27 protein-coding genes are annotated in these 21825 nt (G+C 63.5%); 16 read left to right on the top strand and 11 right to left on the bottom strand.

Annotation, left to right across the window (positions count from 1 at the left end):
- Positions 1–72 precede the first annotated feature (72 nt).
- Positions 73–702, bottom strand: a complete 630-nt coding sequence (gene pdxH / locus HRQ64_RS06315; protein WP_127752241.1) for a pyridoxamine 5'-phosphate oxidase — start codon at positions 700–702, stop codon at positions 73–75.
- A 128-nt stretch (positions 703–830) separates the two neighbouring features.
- Here pdxH and HRQ64_RS06310 point away from each other — a divergent pair, with 128 nt between their 5' ends.
- Positions 831–1772 carry a J domain-containing protein gene (locus HRQ64_RS06310; RefSeq protein WP_172122634.1) on the top strand — a complete coding sequence of 314 codons (942 nt, stop codon included), beginning with the start codon at positions 831–833 and terminating at the stop codon, positions 1770–1772.
- Between the two features lie 16 nt (positions 1773–1788).
- Here the strand turns inward: HRQ64_RS06310 and HRQ64_RS06305 are convergent, their stop codons facing one another.
- On the bottom strand, positions 1789–2739 hold the full coding sequence (locus HRQ64_RS06305) for an L-threonylcarbamoyladenylate synthase (RefSeq protein WP_248308194.1): 951 nt from the start codon (positions 2737–2739) through the stop codon (positions 1789–1791).
- 63 nt (positions 2740–2802) lie between these two features.
- On the opposite strand from HRQ64_RS06305, the gene HRQ64_RS06300 reads away from it, so the two are divergent.
- Genes HRQ64_RS06300 through HRQ64_RS06280 form a run of 5 tightly spaced genes read left to right on the top strand, consistent with a single transcriptional unit; the run spans position 2803 to position 5700 of the window.
- On the top strand, positions 2803–3750 hold the full coding sequence (locus HRQ64_RS06300; protein WP_172122633.1) for a histone deacetylase family protein: 948 nt from the start codon (positions 2803–2805) through the stop codon (positions 3748–3750).
- Positions 3751–3758: 8 nt separating this feature from the next.
- The gene (locus HRQ64_RS06295; protein ID WP_127752237.1) at positions 3759–4007 is read left to right on the top strand and encodes an exodeoxyribonuclease VII small subunit; all 249 of its coding nucleotides are present in this window, start codon (positions 3759–3761) and stop codon (positions 4005–4007) included.
- A gap of 3 nt (positions 4008–4010) precedes the next feature.
- The gene (locus HRQ64_RS06290) at positions 4011–4613 is read left to right on the top strand and encodes an SCO family protein (protein WP_172122632.1); all 603 of its coding nucleotides are present in this window, start codon (positions 4011–4013) and stop codon (positions 4611–4613) included.
- Positions 4610–5350 (top strand): TlyA family RNA methyltransferase, encoded by a 741-nt coding sequence (locus tag HRQ64_RS06285; protein WP_172122631.1) that lies wholly within the window; start codon positions 4610–4612, stop codon positions 5348–5350. Before HRQ64_RS06290 ends, HRQ64_RS06285 begins: the two co-directional genes overlap by 4 nt.
- Before the next feature lie 38 nt (positions 5351–5388).
- Entirely contained in the window at positions 5389–5700 is a 312-nt protein-coding gene (locus HRQ64_RS06280; RefSeq protein ID WP_172122630.1) for an alkylphosphonate utilization protein, read from the top strand.
- Here the strand turns inward: HRQ64_RS06280 and aroC are convergent.
- From aroC to fabI, 3 genes are read right to left on the bottom strand one after another with little or no spacing between them, the layout of a single operon-like run.
- Positions 5697–6812, bottom strand: a complete 1116-nt coding sequence (gene aroC / locus HRQ64_RS06275) for a chorismate synthase (RefSeq protein ID WP_172122629.1) — start codon at positions 6810–6812, stop codon at positions 5697–5699. The two genes, HRQ64_RS06280 and aroC, sit on opposite strands and share 4 nt — an antisense overlap.
- 42 nt (positions 6813–6854) lie before the next feature.
- Entirely contained in the window at positions 6855–7496 is a 642-nt protein-coding gene (locus HRQ64_RS06270; RefSeq protein WP_172122628.1) for a histidine phosphatase family protein, read from the bottom strand.
- Between the two features lie 22 nt (positions 7497–7518).
- Positions 7519–8328: an enoyl-ACP reductase FabI gene (gene fabI / locus HRQ64_RS06265; RefSeq protein ID WP_172122627.1), complete on the bottom strand. Its 810-nt coding sequence runs from the start codon at positions 8326–8328 to the stop codon at positions 7519–7521.
- Positions 8329–8431: 103 nt separating this feature from the next.
- Here fabI and HRQ64_RS06260 point away from each other — a divergent pair, with 103 nt between their 5' ends.
- The gene (locus tag HRQ64_RS06260; protein WP_172122626.1) at positions 8432–9844 is read left to right on the top strand and encodes an FAD-binding oxidoreductase; all 1413 of its coding nucleotides are present in this window, start codon (positions 8432–8434) and stop codon (positions 9842–9844) included.
- Positions 9845–9925: 81 nt separating this feature from the next.
- A complete protein-coding gene (locus tag HRQ64_RS06255; protein WP_172122625.1) occupies positions 9926–10486 on the top strand; it encodes a hemerythrin domain-containing protein in 561 nt (186 codons plus the stop codon).
- Here the strand turns inward: HRQ64_RS06255 and HRQ64_RS06250 are convergent.
- A complete protein-coding gene (locus HRQ64_RS06250) occupies positions 10483–10887 on the bottom strand; it encodes a GFA family protein (RefSeq protein ID WP_172122624.1) in 405 nt (134 codons plus the stop codon). The genes HRQ64_RS06255 and HRQ64_RS06250 overlap by 4 nt on opposite strands.
- Before the next feature lie 14 nt (positions 10888–10901).
- A complete protein-coding gene (locus HRQ64_RS06245; RefSeq protein ID WP_172122623.1) occupies positions 10902–11642 on the bottom strand; it encodes an SOS response-associated peptidase in 741 nt (246 codons plus the stop codon).
- Positions 11643–11708: 66 nt separating this feature from the next.
- Between HRQ64_RS06245 and HRQ64_RS06240 the strand changes: the two genes are divergently transcribed.
- From HRQ64_RS06240 to HRQ64_RS06215, 6 genes are all read left to right on the top strand, one after another.
- Entirely contained in the window at positions 11709–12104 is a 396-nt protein-coding gene (locus HRQ64_RS06240; RefSeq protein ID WP_172122622.1) for an NUDIX domain-containing protein, read from the top strand.
- 37 nt (positions 12105–12141) lie between these two features.
- A complete protein-coding gene (locus tag HRQ64_RS06235; RefSeq protein WP_172122621.1) occupies positions 12142–12510 on the top strand; it encodes a TIGR02301 family protein in 369 nt (122 codons plus the stop codon).
- Positions 12511–12608: 98 nt separating this feature from the next.
- The gene (locus HRQ64_RS06230) at positions 12609–12887 is read left to right on the top strand and encodes a hypothetical protein (protein ID WP_210258515.1); all 279 of its coding nucleotides are present in this window, start codon (positions 12609–12611) and stop codon (positions 12885–12887) included.
- Between the two features lie 146 nt (positions 12888–13033).
- Positions 13034–13873 carry a folate-binding protein YgfZ gene (locus HRQ64_RS06225; RefSeq protein ID WP_172122620.1) on the top strand — a complete coding sequence of 280 codons (840 nt, stop codon included), beginning with the start codon at positions 13034–13036 and terminating at the stop codon, positions 13871–13873.
- A gap of 34 nt (positions 13874–13907) precedes the next feature.
- Entirely contained in the window at positions 13908–14516 is a 609-nt protein-coding gene (locus HRQ64_RS06220; RefSeq protein WP_127752222.1) for an HD family hydrolase, read from the top strand.
- Between the two features lie 109 nt (positions 14517–14625).
- A complete protein-coding gene (locus HRQ64_RS06215) occupies positions 14626–15132 on the top strand; it encodes a hypothetical protein (protein ID WP_127752221.1) in 507 nt (168 codons plus the stop codon).
- A gap of 6 nt (positions 15133–15138) precedes the next feature.
- Here HRQ64_RS06215 and HRQ64_RS06210 read toward each other — a convergent pair whose 3' ends face one another.
- The 3 genes from HRQ64_RS06210 to HRQ64_RS06200 all read right to left on the bottom strand — a co-directional run bounded on the left by HRQ64_RS06210 (position 15139) and on the right by HRQ64_RS06200 (position 19282).
- Complete coding sequence (locus HRQ64_RS06210) at positions 15139–16197, bottom strand: cell wall hydrolase (protein ID WP_172122619.1); 1059 nt, start codon at positions 16195–16197, stop codon at positions 15139–15141.
- 178 nt (positions 16198–16375) lie between these two features.
- Positions 16376–16927, bottom strand: coding sequence for a hypothetical protein (locus HRQ64_RS06205; RefSeq protein ID WP_172122618.1), 552 nt, complete (start codon positions 16925–16927; stop codon positions 16376–16378).
- A gap of 66 nt (positions 16928–16993) precedes the next feature.
- The gene (locus HRQ64_RS06200; protein WP_172122617.1) at positions 16994–19282 is read right to left on the bottom strand and encodes a putative PEP-binding protein; all 2289 of its coding nucleotides are present in this window, start codon (positions 19280–19282) and stop codon (positions 16994–16996) included.
- A gap of 100 nt (positions 19283–19382) precedes the next feature.
- On the opposite strand from HRQ64_RS06200, the gene ispH reads away from it, so the two are divergent.
- Together ispH and rnhA are read left to right on the top strand one after the other, a co-directional pair.
- Positions 19383–20354 (top strand): 4-hydroxy-3-methylbut-2-enyl diphosphate reductase, encoded by a 972-nt coding sequence (gene ispH / locus HRQ64_RS06195; protein ID WP_172122616.1) that lies wholly within the window; start codon positions 19383–19385, stop codon positions 20352–20354.
- A complete protein-coding gene (gene rnhA, locus HRQ64_RS06190; protein WP_172122615.1) occupies positions 20351–20818 on the top strand; it encodes a ribonuclease HI in 468 nt (155 codons plus the stop codon). Before ispH ends, rnhA begins: the two co-directional genes overlap by 4 nt.
- Here rnhA and HRQ64_RS06185 read toward each other — a convergent pair.
- Positions 20802–21797 (bottom strand): DUF808 domain-containing protein, encoded by a 996-nt coding sequence (locus tag HRQ64_RS06185; protein WP_172122614.1) that lies wholly within the window; start codon positions 21795–21797, stop codon positions 20802–20804. The two genes, rnhA and HRQ64_RS06185, sit on opposite strands and share 17 nt — an antisense overlap.
- Positions 21798–21825 lie beyond the last annotated feature (28 nt).

Here is a 21825-nt window from a genome sequence, read left to right as displayed (position 1 = left end):
TTGGCCGCCGGTCTTGAATATGGTGCGAGCTGAGCGCGCATGTCTTGCGAAAGGGTCAACTGGTGGGCAATGCTAGGGGTAAAGGCGCGTGCTGGTCCAGCCAGCATTGCGCTCCGGGCGCATAAACCGCACCCGGTCATGCAGGCGGAACTGCCCGTCCTTCCAGAATTCGATCTCGAGCGGCACGATGCGAAAGCCGGACCAGTGCGCGGGCCGTGGCACCGTGTTCTCACCCACTTTTTCGGTCAACTCCGCCACGCGCTCGACGAGCGTTTCGCGGCTATCGAGCGGGCGCGACTGCAGGGAAGCCGATGACGCCAGTTGCGAGCCCTTGGGTCGCGCGCCGAAATAGGCATTGGCTTCCTCGACCGACACCACTTCCACCGGCCCACGCACGCGCACCTGCCGCCGCAGCGATTTCCAATGCATCAGCATGGCCGCCTTGGGGTTGGCCAGCAGCTGGCGCCCCTTGGCACTTTCGAAATTGGTGAAGAACACAAAGCCCCGTTCATCGCGCCCGTTCAGCAGCACCATGCGCACATCGGGCATGCCATCGGCATCGGCGGTCGCAAGAGCCATCGCATTGGGATCGTTGAGCTCGCCCTCCTTGGCCAGGGCAAACCATTCCTCGAACAAGGCGAAGGGATCGAGCTCGGAGCGGTCGCTGTCATCGAACAGCCGTTCGGTAAGTGTCTGCAACATCGACCTGTCCTTTTGCTTTTCCGCTACCCTTCGGGCCACCCAAACTAGACATTGGGAGGGGCGCTCGCCATATAGAGCTTGAACCAGAGGCTAAGCAACGCCTCGCAACCCTCAACTGATTGGAACCCATGCGCGATCCCTATACCGTACTTGGGGTGCCTCGCACGGCGAGCGAAAAGGACATCAAGTCCGCTTATCGCAAGCTGGCCAAGAAGTACCACCCCGATCAGAACCCAGACGATCCCAGCGCGCACAGCAAGTTTGCTGAGGCGACCAATGCCTATGACCTGCTCAACGACGCCGAAAAACGCGCGCAGTTCGACCGCGGCGAGATCGATGCCGATGGCAATCCGCGTCACCCCGGCTTCAACCCGGGCGCTTATGGCAGCGCCGGTGGAGCCCGTTCGGCGCAGGGCGGCTTTTCGGCCGAGGATATTCTCAAGGAATTCATGAACGGCTTTGGCGGCCAGCCGCGTGGCGCCAGCCGCAGCGCGGGCGGTGGCGGGGCCCAGTGGGATCCCTTTACCGGCACGGCCAGCACCAGTGCGGGCCTGCGCAGCAAGGGCGAGGACATCATCGTCACTGCTGCTGTGTCCCTCGAAGACGCCCACAAGGCGGCTTCCATCCCGGTGCGGATGCCCAGCGGCAAGGTGTTGTCGGTCAAGCTCCCCGAAAAGGTCGAGGAGAACCAGCAGATCCGCCTCAAGGGCCAGGGTCAGCCCAGTCCCTTCGGCGGGGAAAACGGCGATGCGCTGGTCACCGTCAAGTTCGAGAAGTCCAAGGCCTTCCGCCGCGACGACAGCGATCTGCGCACCGATCTGCCCATCACGCTTTACGAGGCCGTGCTTGGGGTCAAGGTGCGCGTCCCCACGCTCGATGGCTCGGTCGAGCTCAACCTGCCGCCGGGCGTCGATACTTCCAAGTCCCTGCGTCTCAAGGGCAAGGGTCTTTATGGCGATGGCGACCTGTACGTGAACCTGCGGGTTGTGCTGCCCCCGGGCGGCGATCCGGACCTTGAAAGCCTGATGCGCTTCTGGCGCGACCAGAAACCCTACAAGGTTCGCGACTAAGCTTTCGGCCCCTGCCCTAGCGCGGGGCCGCCGCGCGCTCCAGCCGGTCATTGATCGCTTCCCCCAGCCCCGTTGTGGGGATGGGCGCGACGGCAATGGTCGGCGCGCCCGTGGCGTCGAGTTCATGCAGCATGGAAAAGAGGTTCCGCGCCGCCTCATGCAAATCCCCGCTCGGGGACAGGTTGCGCATGGGCCCCGCAAAATCGGGGGCGTCGCCAAAGGCGAGATAGGCCTCGCCGTCTCTCGGAGTGGTGTTGAGCCGCATCAGCGCGCCCGGCGCGTAATGACTCTTGAGCATCCCGGGCGCCGCTACCGCCGCGTCGGCGCTGGCCTGCTCGACCTTGACCCCCAGCCGGTCCTCGATCTCGCTACGCGCCATCGCCCCCGCCCGCAGCTGCACCAGCCGCTCGCCATCGACGGCAATGATGGTGGATTCCACGCCAGCCTTGCACGGCCCGCCCTCGAGCACCGGCACCTTGCCCCCAAAACCGCGCCGCACCTGCTCGGCTGTCGTGGGCGACAATTTTCCCGAAGGATTGGCCGATGGCGCCGCCAGGGGGCGCCCCGCGGCCCGGATCACGGCGAGCGCCAGCGGATGGTCGGGAATGCGGATCGCCACGGTGTCGAGCCCGGCCGTCGCCACATCGGCCAGCCCATTGCCAGCCCGCGCCGGCAGCACCAGCGTCAATGGCGCCGGCCACAACGCCGCGAGCTGCCGCGCCAGCGGCGAGAACTGCGCCAGTGCTTCGGCCATGCCAAGGTCAGCGCAATGGATGATCAGCGGATTGAACCGCGGCCGACCCTTGGTCTCATAGATCGCGAGCACCGCATCGGGGTTGGTCGCATCGGCGCCCAACCCATAGACCGTTTCGGTTGGAAAAGCGCAGAGTTTTCCTGCGCGCAGCAAGGCCGCAGCCTCTTGTGGGTCGGTGGGATCGGAAACCGTTAATCCGTCGTTCATCTTCATGGCGCTGGTTTGACAACCAAGCCCCAGCACGTCAAGACGATGCCTTCGCGGAGCCCCTCCCCTGTGACCACTCTTCTTGTCAGCCAGCCCAATTTTGCCGACCACGAGACCCCGCCCAAACATGCCGAGCGGGCCGACCGCATCGCCGCAGTTGAAGAAGCGCTGGCGCGGCCGCGTTTCGATAAGCTCTTGCGGCGGAACGCTGATTTCGCCGATCTGACCCTGGCCGAGCTCGTGCACAGCCCCGATTATCTCGCCGGCCTGCGCCATGCGCGGCCCCTTGAAGGCATCGGGCGCATCGATGCCGACACTTTTATCTCCCCCGGCTCCATGGACGCCGCCGCCACCGGGCTGGGCGGCGCCCTCACCGCCCTGCGCGCCGTTCTCCTCGGCGAAGCCGACAACGCCTTCTGCGCTATCCGCCCGCCGGGCCACCACGCCGAAATCGCCCGACCCATGGGCTTTTGCCTCATCAACACCGCCGCCATCACCGCCCGCGAAGCGCAGCGCAAATACGGCGCCGAGCGCATCGCCATCATCGATTTCGACGTGCATCACGGCAACGGCACCCAGGATATCTTCAAGGACGACCCCACCGTCTTCTACGCCTCAAGCCACCAGATGCCGCTTTACCCCGGCACAGGGGCGGCCAGCGAAACGGGGGTCGGCAATATCGTCAATGTGCCGCTCGATCCGCAAAGCGACGGCGACGCCATGCGCGAAGCCTATCTCGAGCGCATCATCCCCGCCCTGATCGACTTTTCGCCCGATCTGCTGCTGCTGTCAGCCGGCTTCGACGCCGACGCCCGCGACCCTCTCGCCCAGCTCAACTGGCAGTCCTCAGACTTCAGCTGGCTCACCGGCAAGCTCATGGATGTGGCGGAACGCCACTGTGCCAACCGGATTGTTTCGCTGCTGGAAGGTGGGTATGACCTCAAGGGCCTGGCGGGGGGCGTTTCGCACCATGTCGCCATGCTGATGGACGGCGCTGTGGGCCGTCTCGAAGAATAGGATTTCCTATGGCCGAACCAACCCATGAAGACGTCAAGTCCCTCAGCTTCGAGGCCGCGCTGGCCCAGCTGGAGGAAATCGTCGGCAAGCTGGAAAGCGGCAAGGCGCCGCTGGCGGAATCCATAGCGATCTATGAGCGCGGCGAAGCGCTGAAAGCCCATTGCGAAACCCTGCTGCGCACGGCCGAAGCGCGCATCGAAAAGATCACCCTGTCGCGCGATGGTCGCGCCACCGGCACCGAACCGCTGGACGCCTGAGCCATGTCACAATCGCCCAAATCCTTGCGCCGGTTCCGGATCGCTTTGTGGAGCCTTGTGGTCGTGGTCGCGATTGCCGCCACCGTGCTGTACAGGTTCCGCCCGCCGGAGCGCCCGCTGGGTCTTACCGGCCGTGAATTTGCGCTGGAATCCACGCAGGGCGGAGCCTTCACCCAGGACGATCTGCGCGGCAAACCGAGCCTTGTGTTCTTTGGCTACACCTTCTGCCCCGATGTGTGCCCCACCACCCTCGCTGAAACCACCGCTTGGCGCCAGCAGCTGGGCCTTTCTCCCGAAGACCTGCGCATCATCTTTGTGACGGTCGATCCCGAGCGCGACACGCTCGAAACAGTCAAGGGCTATGTGGAGGGTTATGATCCTTCCATTATCGGCCTGGTCGGCAGCCCGGAGGCCACGGAAAATGCGAAGGCCGCCTTCGGCGTATTCTCGGAAAAAAGCGGTGAAGCGAACGATCCCTATTATCTCGTGGACCACACCGCTTCGACTTTCCTGATCAATGCCGATGGCAGCTTTGATGGCACTGTTGCCTATGGCGAAGCCGCCGAAACGGCTGTGGCCAAGGTCAAGCGACTGGTCGAAGGTTGAGCGACCGTATCCGGCTCGACCTGGCGCTCGAGCAGCGCGGCCTCGTGCCGAGCCGCGCCCGGGCGCGGGACGCGATCCTGCGTGGCACCGTCACCATCAATGGTGTCGTCGCGCACAAGCAGAACCAGATGGTGGCTCGGGACGACAAGCTCGCCCTGAGCGACCCCGCCGCCAACTACGTTTCGCGTGCCGCGCTCAAGCTGGTCGCCGGGCTCGATGCCGGCCAGATCGACGTAACCGGGAAAATCTGCATCGATGTGGGCGCCTCCACCGGCGGCTTCACCCAGGTGCTGATGGAGCGCGGTGCCAAGCGCATTTACGCAGTGGATGTCGGACACGGGCAGCTCCATGAGCGGCTCACGGGCAGCGATCGCGTCGTCAGCATGGAGGGCGTCAATGCGCGCGACCTCACGCCCGAGTTGATCCCTGAGCCCATCGACCTGCTGGTTTCCGATGTCAGCTTTGTTTCGGTAATCAAAGTGCTGGCAGCGCCCCTCTCGCTGTGCACGCGAACGGCTGATGCCGTGGTCCTGTTCAAGCCGCAGTTCGAGGTGGGCCGCCAGAATGTGGGCAAGGGCGGCATCGTCACAAGTGAGCCGGCAATCGAGACGGCATTGCAGGACGTCATTGCCTTCATGGCCGAACACGGTTTTGCCCACCGACAGTCCGTCACCTCCCCTATCGCAGGCGGCGATGGCAATGTGGAAACGGTGCTGATCTTTCGCCGCACGCCCTGACTTCATCCGGCCCAGGCCGGCCCAACCCGGAGCCCGGCATGGCCGCAGCTGACGACGACTATATCTATGACGAGCAGACCGGCGAATGGCGCCCGGCATCAGAAGTTGCTGCGGCAGGTGCCACGGCAACGCTAAGCGTCGTGGACAGCGCCGGAACCCCGCTCGCTGATGGTGATGCCGTGGTGCTGATCAAGGACCTCAAGGTCAAGGGCGCCGGCCAAACCCTCAAGCAGGGCACGGTGATCAAGTCGATCCGGCTGACCGACAATCCCGACGAGATCGACTGCCGCTACGATGCCATTAAGGGCCTCGTGCTCCGCACTGAATTCGTGCGCAAGCGTTCGAGCTAATTCCGCTCGAAGCCCAGTGCGCCGTCGCGCCCGGTCTGGCCGCGATGCCGCAGGAAGTGGTCGGCCAGCACGCAGGCCATCATCGCTTCACCTACGGGCACGGCGCGGATCCCGACGCAGGGGTCGTGGCGGCCCTTGGTGATGATGTCCGTATCGGCATTGGCGGTCGTGACGGTTTGGCGCGGTTGCAGGATGGATGAAGTCGGCTTGACCGCAAAGCGGCACACCACCGGATCGCCATTGGATATCCCGCCCAGAATGCCGCCGGCATGGTTGGACAGGAAATAGGGCCGCTCGGCCCCTGCGCGCATCTGGTCGGCATTGTCGACGCCGGTCAGGCTCGCTGCATCAAAGCCGGCGCCGATCTCCACGCCCTTGACCGCATTGATGCTCATCATCGCCGAGGCGAGATCGGCACTGAGCTTCCCATAAATCGGGGCGCCCCAGCCCGCCGGTACGTTCTCGGCGACCACCTCGATCACGGCCCCGACCGAATTGCCGGCCTTGCGGATGCCATCGAGATAATCGGCCCACAGCAGTGCCGCCTCGGCATCGGCGCAAAAGAACGGGTTCTGGTCGACTTGGGACCAATCAAAGCGGGCATAATCGATCTTGTGCGGCCCGACCTGGACGAGGCTGGCGCGAATGGTGATGCCGCCCAGCACCTGCCGCGCTACGGCTCCAGCGGCCACCCGCGCCGCTGTTTCACGGGCCGAAGTGCGCCCGCCACCGCGATAATCGCGGACGCCGTATTTCTGGTCATAGGTATAGTCGGCATGACCCGGCCGGTATTTGTCGCGGATTTCGGCATAGTCCTTGGAGCGCTGATCGGTGTTTTCGATCATCAGCGAAATGGGCGTGCCGGTGGTGCGCGGCCCATCGGTTCGCTCGTCCTCGAACACGCCAGAGAGGATGCGCACCTCGTCCGCCTCTCGCCGCTGCGTCGTATATTTGGATTGGCCGGGCTTGCGCCGGTCCAGGTCGCGCTGGATCATCTCAGGGGTCAGGAGCAGGCCGGGGGGGCAGCCATCCACCACCACGCCCAGGGCGGGCCCATGGCTTTCGCCCCAGGTGGTGAACCGGAACAGCTGGCCGAAGGTGTTGAACGACATGCAATAACTCCTGCTTGCCCCTGTCTGGATAGGAAAGGCCGGTCAGTCGGCCGGCGCGTTCCAGGTATCGAGCGCCGCATGCAGCGTCATGCGTCCGCCGCTGAAATGGGCGATCACCCCTTGCGGCGGTGGCCAGTTCAGCACTTCGGCGCGCTCGGTGCCTTCCACCAGGTGCCGCAACACCCGCAGCACGCCGCCATGGGCCACCACCACCGCGTTCTGCGTCAGGTCGCGGGCAAATTCGAGCAGGCGGACCGCCACATCGTCATAGTTCTCGCCGCGCTCGGGCCGGAAGCTCCAATAGGAAGCATCGCGCATGCCGGGGGCCAGCGCCTGTTCGCGGTTGATCTCCGAGTGGAGCCGCCCTTCAAGCGCCCCAAACGAGATCTCCACCAGCCGTCGGTCGTGGATCACGGGCGGAAGCGGCACGTCGAAGGCCGCGCGCATCCGGTCCATGGTCTCAGAGGCGCGGCTGAGGGGCGAGGCGAACCAGTTGAGCGAAGCGGGGTCTTTGCCGTCTCGTTCGAGCAGCTCGCGCAACAGCACTCCATTGGCGTCGGCCTGCAGCTGGCCAACCCGGTTGAGCGGAATGTCACGCGTGCCCTGGTAGCGCTGTTCGCGGTTCCAGTCGGTTTCACCATGGCGCGCGAAATAGAAGTCAGGCCATTGAACCGCATCACTCATGGGAAACTCGAAACCTTGAAGATTATTCGCTGGACGCTGGCGTGTCGTTGTCGAGCAGCTTCATGCCGACAACATTGAAGCCGGCATCCACATAGTGGATTTCACCGGTGACGCCACCCGCGAGGTCTGACAGGAGATAGGTGGCCGCGCCACCCACATCATCGATCGAGACATTCTTGCGCAGCGCCGAATTGGCTTCCTGCCAGTGCAGCATGTCGCGCAGGCCCGAAATGCCCGAAGCCGCCAGCGTCTTGATCGCCCCGGCCGAGATGGCGTTGACGCGGATGCCGTTCTTGCCCAGGTCAACCGCGAGATAGCGCACCGAGGCCTCGAGCGCGGCCTTGGCTACACCCATGACGTTGTAGTTGGGGACGTATTTGACCGCACCGTAATAGGTCAGCGTCAGCAGCGAGCCGCCCGGGTTCATCAGCGGCTCGGCGCGCTTCGCGACGGCGGTGAAGGAATACACCGAGATATCCATGGTCAGCGCGAAGTTGTCCCGGCTGGTATCGAGATAGCGCCCCTCAAGCTCGTCCTTGTTGGAAAAGCCGATGGCATGCACGACGAAGTCGAGGCTGCCCCACTTTTCCTTGATCTGGCGGAAGGTCTCGTCCATCGCCGCCTCGTCGGAGACGTCGCACTCAACGAGGAAGTCGGAGCCCACTTCGGCCGCCAGCGGCTCGACGCGGCGCTTGAGCGCTTCGCCCTGATAGGAAAACGCCATTTCGGCGCCCTGGGCATGCAGCTGCTTGGCGATGCCCCAGGCAATCGAGCGGTTGTTGGCCAAGCCCATGATTAGGCCACGCTTGCCGGCCATCAATCCAGTGCTCATTATTGTTATCCCTTGCTGGAGTCGTTGGCAGGGTTGTGGCACATCGGGGGGCAAAGGGGCAAGTTCGCTGCCCGCAATTGCGCTGCACCAGCCGGGGTTTTCCATGCCACTCAGCCCAGCCGAGACCATCGCCCAGCTTCAATCCCTACTGGGTGCCGATCAGGTGATCGCTTCCCCCGACCGGATGGGGTCGTTTCTGCATGAGCCGCGCAAGCGCTTCCACACCCCGGCAACAGCGGTAGCCCTGCCCGGCTCGGTTGAACAGGTGCAGGCTCTGGCGCGTTGGGCCAATGAGCATGGCGTGGGCATTATCCCCCAGGGCGGCAATACCGGCCTCGTTGGCGCACAGGTGCCGCTACGGGGGGACGAGGTGATCGTGAGCCTCGCGCGGCTTGATCGGGTGCGTACGATCGATGCCGGAGCCGGCACCATGGTTGCCGAAGCCGGCGTTGTGCTGGAAAACGCCCACCGCGCTGCCGAAGCTGAAGGCGCGATGTTCCCGCTTTGGCTGGCTTCGCAAGGCTCGGCCCGGATCGGGGGCGTCCTCTCCTCCAATGCCGGCGGGGTCAATGTGCTGGCCTATGGCAATGCGCGCGAATTGTGCATGGGGGTCGAGGCGGTGCTGGCCGATGGCCGGCTCTACCAGGGTCTCAATGGGCTCAAAAAGGACAATACCGGCTATGATCTCAAGGATCTGCTGGTGGGCGCCGAAGGCACGCTCGGCATCATCACGGCCGCCACCCTCAAGATCTTCCCCCAGCCCGAGGAATATGAAACCGCCCTCGTCAATATCGCCTCGCCCGACGCGGCCTTTACCCTCTTCCAGCTGATGCGGGATCGCGCGGGCGCGCAGCTCAATGCCTTTGAGCTGATCCCGCTGATTGGCCTCCAAATCCAGCTGCGCCACGGCATGCTCGATCGCGATCCCACCGCCGGCCGCTCCCCTTGGTATGCGCTGATCGAGGTGCTGCGGCCCAAAGGCGGCCGGCCGGGCCTCCTGCAGGAAGCATTGGAAGCGGGGTTCTCCGAAGCGCTGGTGGACAATGCCGTCGTCGCCGAATCTCTTGAGGACCGCACCCGCATGTGGGCCTTTCGCGAACAGATGAGCGAGTGCCAGTCGCGCGAAGGCGCCTCGATCAAGCACGACGTCTCAGTGCCACTTGCCGCCGTGCCCCGGCTGATCGAAGAAGGTTCGGCTGCCGCCGCGCAGGTGGTGCCCGGCATCCGCCCGGTGCCGTTCGGCCATATGGGCGATGGCAATATCCACTTCAATTTCAGCCCCCCGCCCGGCGCCGACAACGGGCAGTTCATGGCCGGAGCCGAGCCGGTCCACGCCGCCATCTATGAAATCGTGCTCAAGCTGGGCGGTTCAGTTTCGGCCGAGCATGGCATCGGCCAGCTCAAGGTCGACCTCCTGCGCCAGGTCAAGGACCCGGTGGCCCTGCAGATGATGCGCGCGATCAAGGATGCGCTCGATCCCAAGGGCATTCTCAATCCCGGCAAGATGCTGGGCTGACCGGGCCCAGTCACCTGCGCGTGCCTACTTGATCGCATCTCCCCCTTGCCCCATTTCGGGGCAACCACAGGGGACTTGCCCATGCTCGATGACATTGCCTTTCTTGACGATGCCACTCGCCCGCCGCTGCAAAAGCTTGAGGGGTTGACGCCAGACCAGCGCCTGAGCGGCCAGCATCTTAAGATGATCCACGATCATCTGCGCCAGAACATGGAAGTGCTCGGACGCCTGATCGAGCGCGCCTCCACAGGCGCCGTCTCGCCCGAAGAGGTGGAGAGCGAAACTTCTGGCCTCCTGATGGTCAGCAATTTCCGCCGCTTCGGCAATTTGTGCGGGCAATACTGCCAGTTCGTCGACACCCATCATTCGATCGAAGACTACGCGATCTTCCCCGCGCTGGCCGAACAGGGCGCCCCGTTCAAGGCGATTGCCGAGCGGCTGCGCGCCGAGCATGTGGTGGTCCATGAACTGCTGCTGCGGCTCGTTGATGCGCTTAACACGCTGGCGACTGACCCCACGCCGGAGCACTTCGAGGACGCCAAGACGGTCTACCGCACGCTTGAGCGCATCCTGCTCTCTCATCTCGGCTACGAGGAAGACGCGATGGGCGATGCGTTGGGCTATTTCGGTATCGGGGTTTAAGCCGGACCATCGTCCTCGAAGCGGCTGGCATGGTTGCGGCCGCGCTCATAATGGTGGCTGAGCGCAAAGGGCGGCAGCCAGGCTTCACGCCGGATCGTCCAGCATTCGTAGCTCGGCACCAGCTGATCGCCCGCATCGAGCGCGCCCAGATGCACCTCGATCTCGTCCTCCGATCGGGCAAAAACCGATGAGCCGCAAGTCGGGCAAAAACACCGCCCCGCGAATTCTCCGACCTCCCCGCTGACCGCTACAGCGTCCTGCGGAAACACTGCCGCCGCATAAAACAGCGCGCCATGATGCTTTCGGCAGTCAAGGCAATGGCAGATCCCGACCCGATAGGGCCGACCGGACGCCACCAGCCGGACCTTCCCGCACAAACAGCCGCCGGTAAACTGCTCCATTCCCTTGCTCCCGCCTAGAACAGATCGAGCTGCGCTCCCGCGCCAGCGGCCTTGCGCCGAACTGGCGCGGTGGGTTCCGCCAGTCCGGGCGTTACTTCCTCGATGAGGCTCGGCTCATCAACTGCAGCCGAGTTCACCCGGGTCGAGACCGGCCGATAGCTCAGCACATTGTCGGGCAGCGGCAGCGCCAATTGGCGGGCCTCCTCGGCCCGCACATCGCGCACATTTAGCCAGCGCTCCATCGCTTCACCATCGAGAATGGCGGGCATGCGATCATGGATCACGGAGAGCTGGTTGTTGGTGGGCACGGTGATGGTCGCGACGCTGTCGATCTCCTCGCCTTCTGGGCCCACCCAGGTGGCGTAAAGCCCGGCCAGCGCCATCGGGCGGCCATCGGCATAGGTGATGTAATAGGGCTGCTTTTTCTTGTCAGGCCCGGTGTGCCATTCATAATAACCGCTGGCCGGAATGATGCAGCGGCCATGCTTGAGCGCATCGCGAAAAGCCGGCTTTTCGGCCATGGTCTCGACCCGGGCATTGACCAGCAGCGGGAACTCGCGCGGATCCTTGACCCAGCGCGGCACGAGGCCCCAGCGGGCGAAATGCGCCTCGCGCCGCCCCGCTTCTTCCCAGATCGCCACGACCGGCTGGGTGGGCGCGATGTTGAAGCGCGGCACCATCTCGATCCGGTTGAGCAGGCGAAACAGTTCCGCCATCTGCTCGGGCGGCAGCGTTGCCGCATAGCGACCACACATATTTGCTTCTCCCTGATGCTCGCCCCAAAATAGGGTGTGCAGTGTTGAATCGCAAATGGAGCCGAGATGACGGACCTTCCAAACGCCGCCAGCGTGGCGTTGGTACGCAACGGCAAGGTGCTGTTGATCAAGCGCGCCTTTCCCCCCTATCAGCATTTGTGGACGTTCCCGGGAGGCCGTCTCGAGCCCGGCGAAACCATCGAGCAATGCGTCATCCGGGAGGTCAAGGAGGAGCTGGGGCTTGCCGTGCGCAATCCGCAACCCGTGCTGGTGCAGCAGCTGGGCGGCGGTGGCACCTACCAGTTGGCCGTGTTTGTTTCCTCGGATTTCAGCGGCACCATCATGCCCTCCAGTGAAATTGCCGATCACAAATGGGTCGATCCGGCAGCACTACCCGCCTTTCGCACCACTACCCGGCTCGACGACGTGATCCGGCAATGCCTCGCCGTTCTGGCCGGGTAATGCTAAGAGCGCCCTGCATCAGGAGAACAGGATCCAAGTGAAGCTGCGTTTCGCCCCCATTGCGGCGGCCCTTTGTTTGACCGTCGTCACGCCGGCGCTGGCGATCGACCCGCCCTATCAGCCCCGCATGGAGCGGCTCGCCGAGATTTTGGGCAGCCTTTATTTCCTCCAGCCGCTTTGCGAGGCGGGCACGGAAGACTGGCGCGCGCAGATGGCCGAATTGATCGAACTTGACGAGCCCGATGATGACCAACGCCAGCGTCTGGCCGGAGCCTTCAACGCGGGCTACACCGCCTATGCCCGTTTTCATCGCGCCTGCACGCCCAGCGCCCGCGAAGCACTCACGCGCTTGCTGACCGAAGCGGAGAAAACCGCGCGCGAAATCCACACCCGCTACGCTGAATAGGCCTCCCGCCCCGCATTAACGAAACTTGCGCAGGTTGCGTTAACCGTTCACTCATTTGTGGTGCGCCAGCCTCGTTCATCCATGTTAACCCGCTCGGCATGGCGACCAGAAAATCTCTCTTCATCACCGCAGCCGAAATCGAGCTCCCCAGCAGCGAGCAGAGCGAGCGTCAGCTTGCGCTTGAATACCTGGCTGAAGCCTGGAACGGCGCGGAGGACGATGGCGTCGAATGCGCGTCCCTGGCCCATGCTTCGCTTTTTGCTGCACTCGCCACTCTGGTGAAACTGCACGGCGATGATGCGGCTGCCGAAATGGTGGCGCTGCTGCCCGACCGCATCCGCGCGGGCGAATACAATCTGGACCGCACGCTGCAATAGCTAGATCTGATTCCGCCTGGTGCCTGCCTGCGAACACGCAAGCGGTTGACCTCCGCCGCGTTCTTGAAAATGCTAGCGCTTCGCGCCATGTCCGAAAGCCCCGCAGCAGTCGCTGCGGGCGGACAGTCTGGGGAAGCAAGACGATCATGACCACCTATTTGCGCGCCGACCGGGCAGTGTTCCGGTTTTCGGGCGTTGACGCCCACAAGCTGCTCAACGACGTCGTTACCGGCCATATCCCCACGCAGGGCGATGGCACGGACGAAGCCGGGGTCGCCTGGGCGCTGCTCTCCCCTCAAGGCAAGATCCTCGCCGAAGGCCTGGCCGGTTACGCAGGCGACGCGATCTGGCTCGATGTGCACCACTCCGTGGCCGACGATTTCTTCAAGCGCATGAAGATGTATCGCCTCCGCGCCCAGGTGGTGATCGATGATCTCCGGGAAACCCACCGCGTCGGCTTTGCCACCGAGCAGGACCCCGCCGCCATCAGTCATCTTGATCGGCTGGGGCCAGTCAAGCTGGGTTGGCGCCAGATCGCCCCGGTGGAAGCGATCAGCGGCTGGGTTGCGGACGACACGGCCTATCACGAGCAGCGGATTGCTGCCGGCATCCTGCACCAGGGCAACGACTTTGCCGCCAATGACGCCTTCGCCCACGATATCGGGCTCGACCTGCTCGAGGGCATTGATTTTGCCAAGGGCTGCTATGTCGGCCAGGAAGTGGTCAGCCGCATGAAGCACCGCGGCACGGCCCGCCGCCGCCCGGTGATCGTGGACGGTGTTGATGCGCCGTCGGGGAGCGCCGTGCTGGCGGGCGACCGCGAAGCGGGGCGCCTGGGCCAGGTCGTCAATGGCCGGGCCCTTGCCATCATCCGGCTCGACCGGATCAGCGATCCCGAGGCGGCAAGCGTCGAAGGTAAGCCCGTTCGCCTGTCGCTGCCGGCCTTCGCCAGCTATGCGTTTGGCGAATCAACGCCCGATGAGTAGCGTTCGGCCACCACTTTTCTAGCTTTGGGGCATCATGGCGCGCGGCAAAGACCGAGCCTGGCAACGGATGTTGTCGGGCCGACGGCTCGATATTCTCGACCCCTCCCCGCTCGATGTCGAGCTGTCCGATATCGCGCATGGCCTCGCCCGCGTCGCCCGCTGGAACGGGCAAACCCTGGGCGACTACGCCTTTTCGGTGGCGCAGCATTCCGTGCTGGTGCTCGAATTGTTTCGCGCCCACAACCCCGAGGCCGACAACACCGCCCAGCTGCAGGCGCTGCTGCATGACGCCCCTGAATATGTGATGGGCGACATCATCTCCCCCTTCAAGGCGGCGATGGGCGGCAATTACAAAACGGTGGAAGACCGGCTGCTGGGCGCGATCTATCTGCGGTTTTCCCTCCCTGCTACAGCCGGTGCAGCCTTGGGAAAACTTATCAAGAAAGCCGATCGCGAGGCCGCTTATTTCGAAGCCGTGCATCTGGCCGGCTTTTCGGCTGTTGAAGCCCAACGTTTTTTCGGCGCACCGAGCTTGCCTACCTTTGACGTTGATCAGTTCGACCGGCTGATCCGGCCCTGGCCGACGCGCGAAGCGCAGGATCGCTTCATCGCTGCGTGCGAGGCGATCCTGCCCTCCGCCTAGAAGTCCGCTCGTTAACCCTAATATTGTTTGAACTTTGCTGCGGCTGCGGCAAAAAGGTTACTGCTTTGTTAACGAGCAGGATCAAACCGCCTCATTTCGGGACGCAGCCATGAACCTACCCACGCGCCATATGCTAGTCGGAATGTGTCTGGGCGCCGTTTGCGCCACCGCCTTGGCGGCGATTGGACCTGGCATAGTCGTTGATGCAATCGCCGGGGAACGCGGCGTTGGCATCGATACGGCCAGCCTCGTGCGCTTTGATGATCGCGAGTATCACGTGCAATATGAGGAAGGGGTGGACACCAACCCGCTCCAGACCGTCCGGGTCAAGAAGATCGAGGCCGGCCGGGTGAGTTGGGTGGATATCGCCGTCACGGCGACCGGCACCTATTCTACTGACGCGCTGGTTTCAGAGCACATCCAGTATCCGGGCATCAGCGTCTCGCCGGTTGAGCAGCCCGGTCCGGGCAACCGCTTCTCGTTCTGGGACGGCCAGAGCTGGACCTCTTTCACTCCGACCGCTGGCATGTCGATGATCTTTGCCAATGCAGCAACCGCGGTGCGGATCGGCAGAGATTTTACCTGCGTATATGGCAAAAGCTATCGCGTCTGCTGATCGGTTCTAGCCAAACAGCCAGCCGCGCTTGAACTTGTAGAACACGTGCAGCCCAACCTGCGTCAACTTTTGCATGCGGGGTGCCCAGGCGGGGCGCACATAGGTGGCGTGATAGTGGGTGGAGTCGGCGACCTCGGTCAGGTACAATTCGCCGTCCACAAAGCGCGCCGCAATGTCTTCCGCCTGCGCCCATGACTTCTTGTCCGAAATCCGCTCAGGGATGCCATCGCAGGCAAAGGAGAACTGGCAGGCATTGCGCTTGTGCTGGTTCTGGAACACGACGCCACAGATCGTGCTGGGATAGCGGTGATCCTTGACGCGGTTGAGCACGACCTGCGCAACAGCGACCTGACCGCGATAGCTTTCGCCGCGCGCCTCGAAATAGACTGCCGTGGCCAGGCACCACAACTCCTTGTCGGAAACCTCAACCGCCTTGCCAGTGTCAAAGGCACCAAGAACCGGCGCATTCGCGCGGGCATAGGCGAGCTGTTCGGAGGCAACCGCCGGCATGGGCTGGCCCAAAGTCCCAGCAGTGCTGGTCGGGGCAATCCCCGCGATGGCGTCAAGGGCGGAGGAGCCGATTTCGGGATTGATGGAAGCCACCGACATGCGCGGACCCGGATCGGTCTCGGCCGGCGCTTCGATGGCTGCATCGGCGATTTGGCTTTGGCCCAAGGCTTCGGGCTGGCCGGGGGCGACGCGCAGCGCCGCAAGGCGGGTGCGCACTTCCTCGAAGCTCCGAGAAATTGCCAGTGCATCCTGCTTCGGACGAAGCCGATCGGTCTTTTCCGCCCGGTTGGGACCGGTAAAGCTAGCGCTCTCGAACAGGTGATCGAACGATTGTGGCGTCTGCACCGTTGTTGTACCGCCAAGACTGCCCTGGACGACAACAGGCGGTGCCGCTAACTCGCCGCTCGCATCTGCGGGACTGAAGGCGACGCTGGTGAGCCCCGCATAACTCAGTACGCCCACGAGTCCGAACGCCATAAGCTTGGCATGGGGACGGTGGCGACGAGCCGACTTGGTCGCGTGCACGGGCACGACGGACCGATTTGATAGGGCCATCTCAGCTACTCAACAAAACGCAACATAACTACTGATCGGCAAAAGTGACGCTAAGAGGCCGACAGTGAAATGATGTCTTATTAGGGTTAGCGTGGAGTAAACGCCCAATCAGGCAGTGACGTGGATGAAGAATGGCGAGAACCGGGCAAGAGGCCTTCGGGCTGATTTGTCGCAGTACTTAGCTGCAACCATCCCTCACAGCCTGCGCCTCGTCTACGAAGCTATCCACCCGAAACCGGACCGAAAGAGAACGCGAGTTCACCGGCGTGACCCGCGCCGTGATATTGGTCGCGCCCGCGAGGCTGTCGACAAAGGCGGCGGCTTCCGCCTGATCCCCGATGATGATGGCGGTATTGGTCGGGTCCACCGGCAAGGTACGACTGCGGTCGGTTTGCAGATCATATTGAAGGGTCAGACCGGCATCATTGCCCAAGGCCGATAGCGTATTGCCCGCAAAGCCAAACCAGATGCTCAACTGCCCCGCCTCACAGCGCACAGTCAGGGTTGCAGGACCGCGGCCACTGGGGCGAGCCGGGATCAGCTGGGTAGATTCCAGCACGGCTTCCAGCGCTGCAGCGGGGGCAGTACCGGGTCTGAACAAGGCATCATAGCAGGCCAGACGCTCAACCCCATTTTGGATGCTGGCGCATTGCGCGCCATCTGACTGCCCGAACGCTGGCGCTGAAACAAAAAGTAGCGGGATGAGCGCCAGCATTGGCAGTTTGTTCACGAGCAATATGTCCCTTCCGCCATCGGTGGCCCTGCGCTCACAACATAGGCACTGCGAGCCCGAATTTTAAGACGCTGCCTGTGCCAAGGTCAGTCGCGCCACCGGCACCCGATAGGGCGAGCAGGAGACATAATCGATCCCGAGCCCCGCAAAGTACCGCAAGGATGCTGGATCGCCCGCATGTTCGCCGCAGATGCCGATCTTGAGGGAGGGATTGGCAGCGCGCCCGCGGGAAATGGCGATGGAAATCATCTCGCCCACCCCCTTTTCGTCGATGGTGACAAAGGGATCACGCTCATAAATGCCTTTGCGCTGGTAGACGGTCAGGAAAGTGGGCGCGTCGTCGCGTGAAATGCCAAAGGTCGTTTGCGTCAGATCATTGGTGCCAAAGGATATGAAGTCCACGAGATGGGCGATATCGCCGGCCCGCAGGCAAGCCCGGGGCAGCTCGATCATGGTGCCAAAGGAAAACCGCACCCGGTCGGAGCGCAAGAGCCCGGAATTGGCCGCAATGGCATTCACCCGGTCCCGCACAAAGGCCACTTCCGTCGCGGTTGAGACAAAGGGCACCATGACCTCGATCACCACCGGCTCGTCCTGTCTTTCGCTAGCCTGACGCGCGCCGGCCATCAGCGCCTGAGTCTGCATCTGCAGCAGTTCGGGATAAGTGATGGCGAGGCGTACGCCGCGATGGCCCAGCATCGGGTTGATCTCGGCGATACGATCCAGCTGCAGCCGCAACGCCCTGACAGCCAGGCCAAGCGAAGCCGCCGTGTCCTCGATTTCTTCCTCCGTCCGCGGCAGGAATTCGTGCAGCGGCGGATCAAACAGGCGCACCGTCACCGGCAGCCCGCGCATGGTGGAAAACAGCGCCTCGTAGTCCCCGGTCTGGTAACCGATCAGCCCGTTCACCGCCCGATTGCGATCGTCGCCGTCCTCGGACAGGATCACGCGGCGCAGCGCCAGCATGCGTTCGGGCGAAAAGAACATGTGCTCGGAACGCGCCAGCCCAATACCCTCGGCACCGAAGCTGAGCGCCGTGCGGGCGGATTCCACCGTTTCCACATTGGTACGCACCGCAATGGTGCGGCTGCGATCGGACCAACCCAGCAGCGTGCCGATCGCGCCCCCGATATGGGGCTGGCTCAGCGGCAACATCCCGGCATAGACCTGCCCATCGGTGCCATCGATGGTCACCCGGTCGCCAGTGCGATAATCGCGCTCGCCGATGCGGCACACCATTTCTGTCGCGTTTACCGACATGGTCCGCACGCCCGCCACACAGGGCTTGCCGGTGATGCGGGCGATCACGCCGGCATGGCTCGACATGCCGCCACGAGCGGTGAGAATGCCGGTCGCGGCCTTCAGGCCTTCGATATCTGCGGGGCCGGTTTCGTTGACCACAAGAATGCAATGCTTGCCCCGAGCGCGCAGGCGCGCTGCGTCTTCGGCGTTAAAGACGATGGGACCGCTGGCCGCTCCCGGTGACACGCCGAGGCCGGTGGCAATGGGAATGGCGGCAGCAGATGCCTTGAGGCGCGGATGCAGCAACTGCGCCAGGCGGGCAGGCTCCACGCGTGACACGGCGTTCTGCGGTGACCAGACGCCGCGGCTCACCCGGTCCACCGCCGCTTCAAGCTCGGCCGCGGGGCTGGCCTGGACTGGCCGTGCGGACAAGAATTGTGCCTCGTTCCCGCTCACCGCGACCGAACAGCACATATGCCGCCCCGCCTTGGCATCGAGCAGCGCCACAAGGGCGGTTATGCTGTCCGGCAACGCTGGCAGCATATTGCCGTCGGTGGGAGCTGGCCCGAGCGCCCCGGTTGCCGCGTTGCGGGTGAGAAAGGACACGATTGCCCCGCCTGCCGAGCTTTGCACCAGAACGATCTGGCGCGCGCGTTCGTCATCCGGGCGCGCTTCACCCCAACCCGGGCGCGCAAAGCCATAGCTGTCAAAGGCATTTTTGATCGCACGTCCGAGGGGCCGGTTAGGATCAACGGCATCGGCCGCGCTCAGGGGGGGCGCGATGCCGGTCTTGGCGGGCAGCAGGCCCGCATTATGGGACGCCGCTGAAGTGCGCACCGCCAGATAGGGCGTTTGCCCATCATCGCCGACCAGCTTGAACAGGCACGCGATCCAGTGGGTGCGCAGTTTGGCGTCCCGGCGCGTGCGCTCGGCCTGCAGAGCTTCCCATGCCGCCCGGGTGATGCAGATCGTGGGAATGGTGGGAAAACCGGCATCGCTGACGCGGAAAATCCAGCGGGCCTTGCCCGAAAGCAATTTGAGCTGCGAGGCCGATAGGTTCGCCTTGCCCACCGCAGGGGCAATCGCAAAAATTTCCTGGGCCAAACTCACCTTGCTATCCCTGCCATGCCGCGCGGCGCATAATGCCTATGAGCTAGCCTGCCTGCAACAAGGCTTGACTTGGCCCGCTCGCGAAAGCATCTGATCTGGGATGGAAAAGCGGCCACAACTAGACATCCTGCTGTGCGCCCCTCGCGGATTTTGCGCGGGGGTCGACCGAGCCATTCAGATCGTCGAACTCGCCCTGCAGAAATATGGCGCGCCGGTTTATGTGCGCCACGCCATCGTCCACAACAAATATGTGGTGGATGGGCTGCGCGAAAAAGGCGCGGTTTTCGTGGAAGAATTGAGCGAGATTCCGCCGGGCGATGCGCCGGTGGTGTTCTCGGCCCATGGTGTGCCCAAGAGTGTTCCGGCCGATGCGCGCAGCCGCAACATGATGTTTCTGGATGCGACTTGCCCGCTGGTGTCCAAGGTGCATGTGGAAGCACAGCGCCATTTCGAGGAAGGCCACGAAATCGTGCTGATCGGGCACCATGGCCATCCTGAGGTCGTGGGCACGATGGGGCAGTTACCCCCCGGCGCCATTACGCTCGTGGAAGATGTGGCCGGCGCCATGGCCATTACACCCCGCGATCCGGCAGCCCTCGCTTATGTGACGCAAACTACGCTTTCCGTGGATGACACCAGCGAGATCGTGGCGGCTCTGCAGTCGCGCTTCCCACTAATCCATGGCCCGCACAAGGAAGACATCTGCTACGCGACCACCAACCGGCAGCAGGCCGTTAAGGCGGTAGCGCCGCTGGTCGACGCCATGGTCGTGGTTGGCTCGCCCAACTCCTCCAACTCGCTTCGCCTCGTCGAGGTGGCCGAACGGGCCGGGTGTCGCGTCGCCATGCTGGTGGACCGCGCCAGCGAAATCGACTGGAGCCGCCTCGAAGGCATTCGCACCCTGGGTGTTTCGGCTGGCGCCTCGGCGCCTGAAAAGCTCGTTGATGAAGTCATCGAAGCCTTTGCGCAGCGTTACGACATCAAGGTCGAGGCGAAGGTCACGGCGGTCGAGAACATTGCCTTCAACGTGCCGCGGCAGCTGCGCCCCGTCGAGGTCACCGTCGCCCCATGAGTGAAGCCGTTGTGATCCATACGGACGGGGCCTGCTCGGGCAATCCCGGTCCGGGCGGCTGGGGCGCCATTCTCCAATATGGCGACAAGCGCAAGGAATTGTGCGGCGGGGAAGCCCTGACCACCAACAACAAGATGGAGCTGACCGCCGCCATCGAGGCGCTTAACGCGCTTACCCGCCCCTGCACGGTCGAACTGCATACCGACAGCCAGTACGTAAAGAACGGCGTGCAAAGCTGGATGAAGGGCTGGAAGCGCAACGGCTGGAAGACCGCCGACAAGAAGCCGGTGAAGAACCTCGAGCTTTGGCAGGCACTGGATGAAGCCACCAAGCGCCACACCATCTCCTGGCATTGGGTCAAGGGCCACGCCGGACACGATCTTAACGAGCGCGCCGACCAGCTCGCCAATGAAGGCATGGCACCCTACAAGAACAAGCGGGCTGCGTTTACGCCACCGGTTTAGCGGCCCTTTTGGGCAACACCCGCTTGATCACACCCCAGAGCGGGGAGACCACATAGCCCGCCACCGGAATCAGCAGCGTGCCCAGCAGCAGGCCGAAGAAAAAGTCCACAAAGGCGGTAGCGAGCCATCCCGCAAGGCTCGCAAACGAGCTGAAGGTGTGCTCGGCCCAGTGAGCGGCCCCTTCAATGATGTGTTCAGGCAGGTCCCAACCGAACTCGTACAGGCCATGCGCGACAATGCTGCCGCCGACCCAGGTCATGGCCGCAGTACCCACAAGGCTCAGCACGCGCATGAAGCCTGGCATGCCGGTCACCAGCCCGCGGCCGAAAGCGCGTCCGGCACCCGTGCGGCCCTTTTTGGCCAGCAGCAACCCGAAATCATCGGCTTTGACGATCAGCGCAACCGCACCGTATACCAAGACCGTTATACCGATGCCGACCAAGGCCAGCACCATCGCTTGAGTGATGACGTTCTCGACCGGAATATTGGCCAGCGCGATGGTCATGATCTCGGCGGAAAGAATGAAATCGGTTTTGATCGCGCCAGCGACCTTCTGGTCCTCAAGGGTCTGGGCGGTGATCGCCGCCGGCACCAGTGCGGCCTCATGCGCCTCGGCCTGATGGGGCAGAAGCGCATGGAAAACCTTCTCGGCTCCCTCGTAGCAGAGATACGCCCCACCGATCATCAGCAAGGGCGTGATCACCCAGGGTGCGAAAAACGAGAGCAGCAATGCCGCGGGCAACAGGAAGATCAGCTTGTTCTTGACCGAACCCAGCGCGATCTTGCCGATAATGGGAACTTCGCGATCGGCGGTAAAGCCGTGCACATAGTTAGGTGTGACAGCGGCATCGTCGATCACCGCCCCGGCGGCTTTGGCGCCCGCCTTGGCCGCTTGCCCCGCGACGTCATCGAGCGACGCCGCGGCAACTTTTACCAGGCCCGCGACGTCGTCGAGCAACGCCAATAGTCCAACGCTCATATCTTCATTCCTGCCGCAGCTTAGATGT

Origin of the sequence: Devosia sp. 919, assembly GCF_013185965.1 — a bacterium.
Lineage (GTDB): Bacteria > Pseudomonadota > Alphaproteobacteria > Rhizobiales > Devosiaceae > Devosia.
The sequence above is the reverse complement of the archived record's forward strand: the minus strand, read 5'-3'. Positions and strand labels throughout refer to the sequence as shown.